Consider the following 11,487-nt stretch of genomic DNA (forward strand, 5'->3'; position numbering starts at 1 on the left):
ACTCGCGGGAATCCAGCGTCGTTGAAAGTCACTGGGTTCCCGCCTTCGCGGGAACGACGAGTTTGAAATGCGCTGACACATACGCAACTCACTCCCTATAGCTCACGAGCTTCGTCAGTCGCGCCAGCGCGTTGTCGAGCAGCATGCCGACCAGACCGATCAGAAGAATCGCGGTGAAGATGTTGGTGATCGAGAGGTTGTTCCACTCGTTCCAAACGAAGTAGCCGATGCCCGTGCCCCCGACCAGCATCTCGGCTGCGACGATGACGAGCCAGGCGATGCCGATCGAGATGCGCATGCCGGTCATGATGGTCGGCGCTGCCGCAGGCAGGATCACCAGGAAGGCGGTGCGCAGGGGCGACACCTCCAGCGTGCGCGCCACGTTGAGCCAGTCACGCCGCACACTCGCCACACCGAAGGCGGTGTTGATCAGCATCGGCCAGATCGAGCAGATGAAGATCACGAAGATCGCCGAGATGCCCGAATCCTTGATCGTGTAGAGCGCCAGCGGCATCCACGCGAGCGGCGAGATCGGCTTCATGATCTGGATGAAGGGATCGAGCGCGCGGTAGATCAGCGGCGACATGCCGATGGCAAAGCCGAGCGGAATCGCCACCAGTGCGGCGAGCAGGTAGCCACCGAGCACGCGCGCCAGCGAGTAGCCGATCTGGATACCCAGACCTTTGTCGTTGGTGCCACGGTCGTAGAACGGATCCTTGATGTGCGACCAGATCTTGGCACCGACATCCGCCGGGCCGGGGAAGGCGCTTTTGGCGCCGGTAGCGGCCGCACCGCCCACCAGTGCGGCGTACTCGGGGTCAACCACTACCGCCGCCTCCTTGGGCCGCGTGGCGAGGTGCCAGGCAGCCAGTGCGACGAGCAGGATCAGAACCGAGAGCAGAGGCGCGAGCCAGGGTTTTTGTTTGTTCATGGTATTTCGATAGTTCTCAACGCGTCGTCATCCCCGCGAAGGCGGGGATCCAGCGACTTTCAAAACCAACGACACTGGATTCCCGCCAGATCCCTCTCCCCCAACCCCTCTCCCGCAAGCGGGCGAGGGGAGCGTCGAGTGGCTTCACCGGTCGTGAAGCCGGCGGGAATGACGGGCAAAAGCAAGAGTGAGTGCCGAGAATCAGCTCCGCTTGATCGCAAAACTCTTGAGGTAGTCCTCGGGCTTGGCCGGGTCGAAGACCTTGCCCATGATCGTCACCTTCTTGGTCGTGCTCTCGGGCGGCGGGAAGCCGTTGGACTTCATGAGGCGACCTGCATCCGTGGCGAGGAAGACCTCGGTGGCGATCTTGTGATAATCCACATCGCCCTTGATCTGCCCCCAGCGCTTCATCTGCGTGAGGATCCATACCGCGAAGCTCTCGTACGGGAAGGGGTCGAACTCAAGACGGTCCGGCACCTTCTTCACACCACCCAGTCCATCCGCGAAGGTGCCAGTGAGGATCTGCTCGATCACGGTCTCGGGCTGATTGAGGTAGTTGGCCGGTGCGATGGCAGTGGCGATGTCCTTGCGGTTCGCCGGGTTGCTGGCGAACTTGGTCGCGTCGATGATCGCCTTCAGCAGCGCCTGATACGTATTCGGCATGCTGGTCACGAACTCCTTGCTCGCACCGAAGGCGCAGCAGGGGTGGCCGTCCCAGATGTCACGCGAGAGGATGTGGATGAAGCCCACACCGTCGTACACCGCGCGCTGGTTCATCGGGTCCGGGCCGAGAAAGCCATCGATGTTCTCGGCGCGCAGGTTGGCCACCATCTCGGGCGGCGGCACGGCGCGGATCTGTACGTCGGTGTCAGGGTCGAGACCCGCTTCGGCGAGGTAGTAGCGCAGCAGGTAGTTGTGCATCGAGTAGTCGAAGGGCACGGCGAACTTCATGCCCTTCCACTGCTTGGGATCGCGCTTGTCTTTATGCTTGATTGCCAGCGTGATCGCCTGACCGTTGATGTTCTCGATGGCCGGCACGGTCCAGGGCACGGGGTTGGAACCCACACCCATCGAGATCGCGATGGGCATGGGCGAGAGCATGTGCGCAGCGTCGTATTCCTTGTTCATCGCCTTGTCGCGAATCACCGCCCAGCCCGCCGTCTTCACGACCTCTACGTCGAGACCGTACTTGGCATAGAAGCCCATGGGGTGCGCCATGATGATGGGCGTCGCACAGGTGATGGGGATGAAGCCGACCTTGAGCTTCTGCTTCTCCAGCTTGCCGCCCGTTTGCGCGAAGGCTTCTTTCGCTGCGCCGAGCGGGAACAGCGTCGAGATCGCGGCCAGCGCCGTGCCTGCACCGACCGAGCGGATGAAGTTGCGGCGCGTCGCATCGTCGGGGAACAGCGCGCGCATCACGGCGCCTTCCACCGCGCGGTCCTGCGCCTGGCGCAGGTCAATGTCGTGGTCCGCTTGCGTGGCGTGCCGGCCGCAGCTGCAGCCCTTGTGCAGTTTGGTGTCCGGGTCGAAGGGGATACGGAAGATGGACATACAGGCTCCTTTGCTTCAATGCGTGAGGGGAGGCGTGAGAGGGGACACCACGTTGCGCTGGGCAGCGGGCTGGAAGTACTCGATGTCGTCGCGGTACAGCGCATAGCCGCGCTGGTACTCCATGACGCGGGCCACGTCGGCGATGAAGGCCTCGTCGTAACCTGCGCGCCGCAACAGGTGCAGGCCCAGTTCGAGGCCCGATGCAATGCCACTCGCCGTGATTACCCGCCCCGCATCGACGACGCGGGCGCGGCTCACGCGGCAGGCCGGCGCAAGTTCGGCGAGGCGGTCGATGGGCGTCTTGCCGATATGCGTGGCTTCGAGCCGGTCGGGCTCCTTGCGGTTCGTTGCCGGCAGGCCATCGAGCAGGCCCATGCGGCCGAAAATCCACGAGCCCGCACCGACACTGGCCAGCAGGCAATCAGCCGGCAGTGCGTGGATGAAGTCATGCAAGCGCCGGTTGTGCATCTCGCTGCGCGTGCCGCTGCCACCGGGCAACAGCAGCGCATCCATCGCCGGCAGATCAGCAAAGGCGTAGTTGGGCAGTACTGTGATGCCGGCCTGCGTCTGCACCGGACGCAGGGTTTCGGCAAGCAGGAATACCTCGATCTCGGGGTCGAACCGCCGCGCCATCGACAGCACGCCTGCGACCGACGCATAGTCGAGCACTTCCGCGTCGCGGAAAACATGGATGCCCAGCCGGAATCCTGCATTGCGTGCCATGAATCTGCCCCGTAGATGACAGGGCCATCATGGGCGAGTCAGGGCTCAGCTGGTATCACGACAGCAGTGATTGTCGTGTAGGGGAATCACTACACGCAGGTCGCCAGCGCAATCAGTTCGCCTTGTCGATGCAAGCGGGAAAGCTTGTCCCGCTACGCCAGCAAAGCCTGCAGATCTCCAGCATGTCGCGATAGGCCTTGTTATCGACCCAGGGGGCCGGATTGAGCGGGAGCCGTGACTTTCTGGTTGCAGCAAGTTGCTGGTCAAGGAAGGGTAGCAGGCGATCTTCGTCGAGCGTCAGGCCGACGGCCTTCCAGTCGCGACGGAAATAATCCATCCGGTCTTCAAAGCGGAAGACCACCAGAGTGTCTGCTTTGGTCAGCTGACCTGCCCGGATGCGGAAGGTCGGGAAGGGGACAGGCTCCTTGCGGTCAAAGACGACAAGATCAATGGATTCGCTTATCAACCAGAGCAGCCTGTATTCACCGGGCGGCAGATTGCCGACGAACATGAAGGACTTTCCGTCGACACTTTGCTGGGCGGGCAAGCTGTAGTTCTGCCGGGTGTGCTCGTTCCTGAATTCAAGCAGCTTCCACTTGAACTCGGTCCCCGCAAGTTGCAGGGGGTTGTTCATGACTTCGAGTGCCAGCATGCCCTGACCCGCCTGTTGCTCGACAGAGAACGGGACACTGATGCTGGTCGAGACGCAGCTGGTCAGAGCGCACAGCGCAAGCGCCAGTGCGAAATGCAGGAAGCGCATGACGAAACCCTCTTCAATGAAAATCTCCGCGCTCAGGCCTGCACGCGCGACAGGCGCCAGCCTTCGTAGATGGCGATGCCATAGAACACGATGTCCATTGCGCTGGCGGTGTCCTGCATCAAGCCCGGTAGCAAGCTGAAGTCGAAGCTTGCGAGCGCTGCAAAGTAGTCGGTTTGCATCTCCTGCGCGAAGAACCCTATGAGGCTGAGCGCCTGACCCAGCACGCAGCCCAGCAATGCGAGCGTAGCGCCAGTGATGGCAAATGCTGAGGTGCTGCCCTGGCCGACGCTACGCACGCCGAAGGCGACAAAGTAACCAATGGCGACGGCGATGAGACCGAGTTTGTAACCGGTGAAGACGGTCACGGCGGCCCAAAGCATGGCCCCGATGAGGGCAGCGATGCTGCCAGCAATGGTCCCCTGCAGCAGTTTGCCCGGTTTGGCTTGGATGGTCGGCGTTGTAGCGACTTCAGGGGTGGTGGCGGTGTCTTGCAGCATGAGGCGTCCCCGTTTGTTGTGATGGTGCGGGGAGCATAACCCAGGCGGCGTGGTGACGATATGAAGGCAGGGTATGAGCTGTGTGGCGGACGCAACTCATGCGGTGATAAAGCAATTCCGCCCCGAATTTTTGGCTGCATACAGCGCCTTGTCAGCGCGTGACAGGCATTCCAGCAGCGATTCGTTGTCCTTCTTCTGCGTGACGCCGCCGCTGAGAGTGATCTGCAGACTATGGCCCTCGGCCTCAATGGGTTCGTTGGCAAAGGCGGTGCGCAGGCGCTCGCCGACGGTGTTGGCCATGGCGAGGTCGGTGAGCGGCAGCAGGATCGCAAACTCTTCGCCCCCCCAGCGACAGGGCAGGTCTTCGTTGCGCAGCCGGGTGAGCAGGCGTTCGGCGACCTTGCGCAGGACCAGGTCGCCGATGACATGGCCATGCGTATCGTTGATCTGCTTGAAGTGATCGACATCGATGATGATCAGCGACAACGGGATGCTATGACGCGTGGCGCTGCTGATGAGGCGTTCGGCTTCCTGCAGGAAATGGCGGCGGTTCGGCAGGCCTGTCAGTTCGTCTTGCAGCGCCAGGCGAGCCAGCTTTGCCTCGGCGACTTTCCAGCGGGTGATGTCGAGGTGCGCGACCACGATCAGCGGATTGCCATCCATATCATTCACGGGGCGTTTGGAGATGAGCCGGTAGCGCACCTCGCCGCTGTGCGGCATGACGTAGCGTTGTTCCTTGTCCACTGTTTCGCCTCGCAGCACAGCGGCGTCTTCGGCACCGCTGTCGACCGCCAGCTCGGGATTGATGGCGATGGCGGTAGCAAGTACCCCGATGATCGACGCAGTGCTGTGTCCGCGATCCCGCGCATAGGCTTCGTTGGCTAGTACCACGCGGCCTTCGGCGTCCTTGATGTAGAACGGGTCGGGAATGACATCGAGCACCCGCTGCAGGAATTCCTGGTTGCGCTGGCGCAGCAGCTGTTCGCGCTGCAGCGCCTGTAGCACCTTGCGCTCGGCGAGGCGCCAGTCGGTGGTGTCGAAGCGTGAGCAGACGATGACCGGGTTCACCTCGGTGTCCTCACAGCGGCCCTTGGCAATCACACGAAAGCGCTCTTCGGTCTGGCCGAGATAGCCCACCGGCAGGCGCTCTTCCTTGTAGATCTGCTGGCCTTCCAGCACGGATTGGTCTTCCTGGAAGGAGAGGCGGTTACTGTCGGCCTCGCTGACCAGTTCGAACGAGGGGGTGCCGATGATGGTCTCTGGCGGCAGGCCCCACTGCTCGGCCTGTGCGCGGTTGACGATGATGACGCGGCGCTGCGCGTCCTTGACGTAGATGGGCATCGGCACCACGTCGAGCAGGCGTTGCGCGAACTGGCGGGTGGCGGCATGGCGCTCGCGCTCATCGTCGAGACTGGCAGCGAGGCGGTCGCTCTCGCGCCGCTGTCGCGCCTGCTGCTGGTGCCTGCGACCGAAAGACAGCGCGGCGCCGAAGGCCGTTACCGGCAGGGCCAGCCAGATCAGTCCCGTGAGCTCCCATGCGAGCGCGCCGAGCAGCAGCCCGAGCAGGGGGTACACCAGATCCTTCAGCGCAGCTTTGCCCAGCATGGCAGGCGTTCTTCCGTTTGTGATGCGCATAGACCTACAGGACCTTGGTCCATGGGTCGGGCGCAAGTTTTCGAAGCACCCCTCACAGCCTAACGCGAACCCGCAGGCCGTGCGCACTTGCCGCCGCAGGCCGGCGGCATTGGCGCGTCCGATCTGTGGTCACCTCTGACTGTGACGTGAGTGCGCAAGCCGGGTTCCGTAGGTTTGCTGTAACACGACGAGGCGACACTGCCGCGCTTTGCCGGTTCTGCCCGAACCGGTGGTTTCATGGAGTGATACAGCAATGCACGCAATTCAGTTTCGTCCTCATGCTACTGCCCTCGCAGTGCTGTCTGTCCTCGCCCTCGCCGCCTGCGGTGGCAATGGCAGCAGTGCCGGCAACGAGAACAGCAGCGCAGCCCCCCTGGTGATTCCGGCAGAGCCGGTAGGCACGGGCGCAGCAGAGACCGCCGACGCCCCGACAGGCGTACTGGCCTATGTCGATACAGGCGCGACCAACCAGCGCAACAACCCTTGCCAGGTGACGCTGGAGACCAATGCCGGCGTGCGCGTGCTCAAGGGTTTCCTCGACATGTGGGAGCCGCTGACGCGCAAGGTCGATGCGGGCGTGACGCTGGCTGCAGCGAACGGCTGCGACGCTGTGACCGCATCTTTGTGGTCTGGCGTGCCGGGTACGACACCGGACGGCACGGTGACCTCGGCGACCTTGCATGCCGCCAACATCGATTACGTCAAGAGCGTGACACAGGGCCGCACCGTTGCGCAGGCGCTGGCGGCCTACATGGACGATCGTCGCGGCAAGGGTTTCTCGGTGAGTGATGGCATGGGCCCGCTGACCAGTGTGTGGCGCGCCGGCACCGGCCAGACCAGCACCATCGTCGCGCCGGCTGACCCCAATGCAGCAGTGAGTCCGGCGGTGTCGGAAGCTGGCAACAACCTCGGCGACAAGACATCGGCAGCATTGGCCCAGGCAGTCAGCTTCATCGACAGCAGCAACATCGTCGACGGCTCCACCGAGCCAGCCAAGCGCTTCTACAAGTACGCGCGCCCGTATCGCTGGAGCAGCGACGTGGTCGTCGTGCCTTCGCTTGAATCCGCCAAGAGCAGTACGCCAGCAACCGATGGCGGCTTCCCCTCGGGGCACACGGCTGAAGCATGGCGCGATGTGTTGCCGATGGCATATCTCTTCCCGCAGCGCTTCCAGGAGCTGCTGACGCGTGCCATGGAGATGGGTGAGAACCGCATCCTCGCTGGCATGCATTCGCCGCTGGACGTGATGGGTGGCCGTGTGCAGGCTACGGCCGTGGTGGCCTACAGCCTCAACAAGACGAGCATGGACAAGGCCGCCACCTACAAGCTGGTGCAGGACTACCTGATGGCACAAACGGGCACCAGCGACTTCAATGCCCTGCTCGACAAGGCCCGCACACCGGTCACCTCTGATACCAGCAGCGTCAACTACGACCGCTTTGCCGACTACGCCACCAACAAGAGCTACTTCGCCAAGCGCCTGACCTACAACCTGCCGAAAATCACGGCCAACGCCGGCAAGGCGGCCACGGTGCCGAAGGGCGCCGAGATCCTGCTGGAGACGCGCCTGCCGTACCTCACGGCCGCGCAGCGGCGCGTCGTGCTGAAGACTACCGAGATCGATTCAGGCTACCCGCTGGCCAACGATGAAGAGGGTTGGGGCCGTCTCGACCTGTTCTCGGCAGCCGATGGTTATGGGGCATTCAATGGCGACGTCGCAGTGACAATGGATGCGAGTCTCGGTGGCTTCCATGCACGCGACAGCTGGAAGAACGACATCGCCGGGGCCGGCAAACTCAGCAAGCTGGGCAGCGGCATGCTGCGCCTCGCTGGCAGCAACAGCTACAGCGGCGGCACGCTGATCGTTGAAGGCACCCTGGCGGCCGATTCGGTCAGCGCCTTAGGCAAGGGCGACGTTTTCATGAAGGGTGGCAAGTTTGAATGTGCCGCCCCCGGCGCACTGCTCATCGGTGGGGCCTACACGCAGACTGCAGGCATCCTGGATCTGGTGCTCAGCGACGCCGCCAAGGGCGTGCTGAAAGTCAGCGGCACGGCCACGCTGGGCGGTGGCAGCCTGCAGGTGCGCTTCGCGGGTTACACGCCCAAGCTTGGCGACACCCTGAACGTCATCACGGCGGGCAAGCTGGCGGGCAGCTTCAGCAGTGTGAGTGTGAGCGGCTTCAGCAAGATCACCACCACCTACACGGCAACCGGCGTGCAGATCCGCCTCGACGGGGTCTGATCCGCAATCCGCCCGGCGGCGCGGGGCGGGCGCTGCATCGGCTTGGGCGCTCTTATCCCTGCAGCATGCAGTTGCGCCCTGCGTCCTTGGCGGCATACAGCGCCCGGTCGGCCCGTGCGAGGCACTCCTCCAGTGTCTCACCGAGTTTCCGGGCGGTGATGCCGCCACTGATGGTGACGTCGACATGGGCATCGGCGTCGCCGTCCCGCACATGCAGCGGCGCGCCGGCCATCGCCTTGCGCAGCCGCTCTGCCACCGTTGCGGCCATCTCGACATCGGTCATCGGCAGCAGGATGACGAATTCTTCCCCGCCCCAGCGACACGGCAGATCCTCGCTGCGCAGTTGCTCACGCAGACGCATGGCCACCTGCCGCAACACCACATCGCCAACCAGATGCCCGTGGCGATCATTGATCTGCTTGAAGTGATCGAGGTCGAAGATGATCAGCGACAGCGGGTGACCATGTCGCGTTGCGCTGCTCGCCAGTCGGTCCGCTTCGGTCAGGAAGTGGCGCCGGTTCGGCAGGCCGGTCAGCGCATCTTCATGCGCCAGTCGCTCCAGCTCGCGCTCGGCAATGCGCCAACGCGTGATGTTGATGTGGGCCACAACGATTGCGGGCTGACCATCCATGTCGCTGAGCGGGCGTTTCGAGATCAGCCGGAAGCGATCCTCTCCCGTCAGGGGGTCAAGGTAGTGCTGTTCCTTGCTGATGCTGATCCCCTCGAGCACTGTCTCGTCTTCGCGTCGCGTGTCGGCGGCCAGCTGGGGGGTCAGCTCGACCTCGGTCGACAGCAAGCCGATGACTGATTCGCGTGAGCGGCCCCGTTGCCGCGCAAAGGCTTCGTTCACCATCAGCAGCCGACCGTTGCGGTCCTTGATGTAGAAGGGATCGGGAATCACATCAAGCACACGTTGCACGAAGTCCTGATTGCGCTGACGCAGCAACTGCTCGCGCGCCAGTGCCTGCTGTACGGTGCGCTCGGCCTGGCGCCACTGTGTCGTGTCAAATCTTGCGCAGACGATGACCGGCTGCCCCTCGGGGTCCTCGCAGCGCGCTTTGGCAATCACGCGAAACTGCTCCGCGCCATGATTGCCATCCAGCGTGTGTTCTTCCTTGTAGATGCTCTCGCCGGCCAGCACGCGCGCGTCCTCTTCGTGTGTCAGTCGGGCCCGCTCCGGGTCGGGGGCCATGCTGAACGAAGTGTTGCCAATGACCTCTTCGCGTGCGAGTCCCCACTGCTCGGCCTGGGCGCGATTGACGATGATGATGCGACCCGCAGCATCCTTGACGTAAATCGGCATGGGTACCACGTCGAGCATGCGCTGCACGAACTGCTGCGTGGCTTCGTGGCGTTCGCGCTCATTGCTGAGGCGGTCGGCGAGCTGCTGCGACTCGGTTGTCGACAGTCTGTCGCGCGATGGCCCCAGGGTATGCCGCGCGAGCGCAGCGCTACCGGCTGCGGCCAGCAAGGCCAGCCAGGCTCCGCCGCCCAGGCTCCATGTCGCTGCCCCGAGGCCAAACCCGATAAGGGAAAATGCCAGATCGTGCCGCCAGTCTTCCTGCACCATGCCCCCTTTGCGTGCTGTTCGATCATTACGGACAAGCCGGCCTGGAACTTGAGCATTGCGCAGGTCCGGGAAGCAGCAGAACGTGAAATCGTGCCGCATTCCGGGGTCCGTCACCAGCGTCGCAATGCAGCCAGTGTTACATCGGCTAACAAATCGATAGTGCATGCGCACATTTGACTTACAGATTTCTGCTGGAATCTCCCCATCGGCCTCCCGGCTCTGAAACCCCAACAAGGCCCGCGTCATGTCCCGCCCCGTCACCGTTCCGCCCTCCGACAACGCGTCGCACGCTGCCGCAACTCGCCCTCGTGCAGGCTGGCGCAGCCAGTTGGGCACCTGGCACTGGGTCAGCTCCGCGCTGGCGCTGGCCGGCATGCTGTTCTTTGCCCTCACCGGCATCACGCTCAACCATGCCGAGCTGTTCGAACGCAGCACCGCTGAAGTCACCCACCGCGAAGCCGTGCTGCCCGCCCCGGTGCTGGCCGCTGTCAATGCGCAGGACGATACGGCCGGACACGCCCTGCCGGGCGTGCTGCAAGACTGGCTGGCGCAGAACTGGCAGCTCGCTGTGTACCCCAAGGGTGTCGAGCGCAGCGAGGACGAAGTGTTCATCGACCTCAAGCGCCCCGGCGTGGACGTCTCATTGAGCATAGACCGTCATAACGGCCAGATCCGCTATGAAGAAGTCGATCGTGGCTGGGTTGCCTGGCTCAACGAACTGCACCGCGGTCGCAATGCCAGCGGTGTGTGGCACGCGTTCATCACGGTGTTCGGCGTGGCCTGCCTGGTCTTTTGCATTACCGGCCTGCTCATCCTGCAACAGCACGCACGCACACGCTGGACCATCTGGCCGGTGACCGGCCTGGGGCTGTTGCTGCCGGTGTTGCTCATGCTGCTGTTCGGTCACTGAAACTGCTTTCTACAGGAGTCATCATGAAGACGCATCTCTGGTCCGCCATCCTCCCCGTGCTGGGTCTGGGCAGCGCCCTGCCCGCACAGGCTGCCGAGGCCCAGCTTGACATCACCCTGCCCGACATCCAGGGCGCGCGCGTCAAGCGCCCCTATGTCGCCGTGTGGCTGGAGAAGGCCGGCAGCCGGGAATTCGCCGGCAACATCGCTGTCTGGTATGACATGCGCAAACCCAACAATGTGGGCGCGACCAAGTGGCTGCCCGACATGCGCAGCTGGTGGAAGGTGAGTGGCAGCACGGCGAGCTTTCCCATCGACGGCGTGTCGGGCGCTACGCGCCCGGCGGGCGATCACCAGATCAACCTTGCCGCGAGTGAAGCCTTGAAGAAGCTTGTGCCCGGCAGTTATGAAGTGGTCGTTGAAGTCGCGCGCGAACACGGCGGCCACGAGTTGCTGCGCCTGCCCATGCAGTGGCCGCCGCGCAGCGCCACGAAGGCAGAGGCCAAGGGCGACGAAGAAATTGGTCTCGTGCGCCTGTCGACGAAGCCTTGATTTTTCCTGAACACACCATCGCACGCTTACGTCATTCCCGCGAAGGCGGGAATCCAGCGGCGTTCGAGAAGTCACTGGATTCCCGCCTTCGCGGGAACGACGATGAGAGAGTGCGAG

Annotated in this window: 10 protein-coding genes; 3 read left to right on the plus strand and 7 right to left on the minus strand. The window is 63.4% G+C overall.

What is annotated here, in order from left to right; all coding sequences use genetic code 11:
• Window positions 1–88: 88 nt before the first annotated feature.
• The 6 genes from ntrB to ABEA02_RS12395 all read right to left on the minus strand — a co-directional run bounded on the left by ntrB (window position 89) and on the right by ABEA02_RS12395 (window position 6,067).
• Complete coding sequence (gene ntrB / locus ABEA02_RS12370) at window positions 89–931, minus strand: nitrate ABC transporter permease (RefSeq protein WP_345533282.1); 843 nt, start codon at window positions 929–931, stop codon at window positions 89–91.
• A gap of 201 nt (window positions 932–1,132) precedes the next feature.
• A complete protein-coding gene (locus ABEA02_RS12375) occupies window positions 1,133–2,482 on the minus strand; it encodes a CmpA/NrtA family ABC transporter substrate-binding protein (protein ID WP_345533283.1) in 1,350 nt (449 codons plus the stop codon).
• A gap of 15 nt (window positions 2,483–2,497) precedes the next feature.
• The gene (locus tag ABEA02_RS12380) at window positions 2,498–3,205 is read right to left on the minus strand and encodes a DJ-1/PfpI family protein (RefSeq protein WP_345533285.1); all 708 of its coding nucleotides are present in this window, start codon (window positions 3,203–3,205) and stop codon (window positions 2,498–2,500) included.
• Between the two features lie 112 nt (window positions 3,206–3,317).
• On the minus strand, window positions 3,318–3,965 hold the full coding sequence (locus ABEA02_RS12385; protein ID WP_345533286.1) for a hypothetical protein: 648 nt from the start codon (window positions 3,963–3,965) through the stop codon (window positions 3,318–3,320).
• A gap of 32 nt (window positions 3,966–3,997) precedes the next feature.
• Window positions 3,998–4,462 (minus strand): hypothetical protein, encoded by a 465-nt coding sequence (locus ABEA02_RS12390; protein ID WP_345533287.1) that lies wholly within the window; start codon window positions 4,460–4,462, stop codon window positions 3,998–4,000.
• A gap of 96 nt (window positions 4,463–4,558) precedes the next feature.
• Window positions 4,559–6,067, minus strand: coding sequence for a sensor domain-containing diguanylate cyclase (locus tag ABEA02_RS12395; RefSeq protein ID WP_345533289.1), 1,509 nt, complete (start codon window positions 6,065–6,067; stop codon window positions 4,559–4,561).
• Window positions 6,068–6,350: 283 nt separating this feature from the next.
• Here ABEA02_RS12395 and ABEA02_RS12400 point away from each other — a divergent pair, with 283 nt between their 5' ends.
• Window positions 6,351–8,339, plus strand: coding sequence for an acid phosphatase (locus ABEA02_RS12400; RefSeq protein WP_345533290.1), 1,989 nt, complete (start codon window positions 6,351–6,353; stop codon window positions 8,337–8,339).
• A gap of 52 nt (window positions 8,340–8,391) precedes the next feature.
• On the opposite strand, the gene ABEA02_RS12405 is transcribed toward ABEA02_RS12400, so the two are convergent.
• Entirely contained in the window at window positions 8,392–9,909 is a 1,518-nt protein-coding gene (locus ABEA02_RS12405; protein ID WP_345533291.1) for a sensor domain-containing diguanylate cyclase, read from the minus strand.
• A 244-nt stretch (window positions 9,910–10,153) separates the two neighbouring features.
• Between ABEA02_RS12405 and ABEA02_RS12410 the strand changes: the two genes are divergently transcribed.
• Both ABEA02_RS12410 and ABEA02_RS12415 read left to right on the plus strand, forming a co-directional pair.
• Window positions 10,154–10,819 carry a PepSY-associated TM helix domain-containing protein gene (locus ABEA02_RS12410; protein ID WP_345533292.1) on the plus strand — a complete coding sequence of 222 codons (666 nt, stop codon included), beginning with the start codon at window positions 10,154–10,156 and terminating at the stop codon, window positions 10,817–10,819.
• A 23-nt stretch (window positions 10,820–10,842) separates the two neighbouring features.
• Complete coding sequence (locus ABEA02_RS12415; protein ID WP_345533293.1) at window positions 10,843–11,370, plus strand: DUF2271 domain-containing protein; 528 nt, start codon at window positions 10,843–10,845, stop codon at window positions 11,368–11,370.
• Window positions 11,371–11,487 lie beyond the last annotated feature (117 nt).

This window comes from Viridibacterium curvum (genome assembly GCF_039544165.1).
Lineage (GTDB): Bacteria > Pseudomonadota > Gammaproteobacteria > Burkholderiales > Rhodocyclaceae > Viridibacterium > Viridibacterium curvum.

Coding starts and splice junctions, on each gene's coding strand:
- ntrB (WP_345533282.1), bottom strand. CDS start 931: ATGAACAAACAAAAACCCTGGCTCGCGCCTCTGCTCTCGGTTCTGATC.
- ABEA02_RS12380 (WP_345533285.1), bottom strand. CDS start 3,205: ATGGCACGCAATGCAGGATTCCGGCTGGGCATCCATGTTTTCCGCGAC.
- ABEA02_RS12390 (WP_345533287.1), bottom strand. CDS start 4,462: ATGCTGCAAGACACCGCCACCACCCCTGAAGTCGCTACAACGCCGACC.
- ABEA02_RS12405 (WP_345533291.1), bottom strand. CDS start 9,909: ATGGTGCAGGAAGACTGGCGGCACGATCTGGCATTTTCCCTTATCGGG.
- ABEA02_RS12400 (WP_345533290.1), top strand. CDS start 6,351: ATGCACGCAATTCAGTTTCGTCCTCATGCTACTGCCCTCGCAGTGCTG.
- ABEA02_RS12395 (WP_345533289.1), bottom strand. CDS start 6,067: ATGCTGGGCAAAGCTGCGCTGAAGGATCTGGTGTACCCCCTGCTCGGG.
- ABEA02_RS12375 (WP_345533283.1), bottom strand. CDS start 2,482: ATGTCCATCTTCCGTATCCCCTTCGACCCGGACACCAAACTGCACAAG.
- ABEA02_RS12385 (WP_345533286.1), bottom strand. CDS start 3,965: ATGCGCTTCCTGCATTTCGCACTGGCGCTTGCGCTGTGCGCTCTGACC.
- ABEA02_RS12410 (WP_345533292.1), top strand. CDS start 10,154: ATGTCCCGCCCCGTCACCGTTCCGCCCTCCGACAACGCGTCGCACGCT.
- ABEA02_RS12415 (WP_345533293.1), top strand. CDS start 10,843: ATGAAGACGCATCTCTGGTCCGCCATCCTCCCCGTGCTGGGTCTGGGC.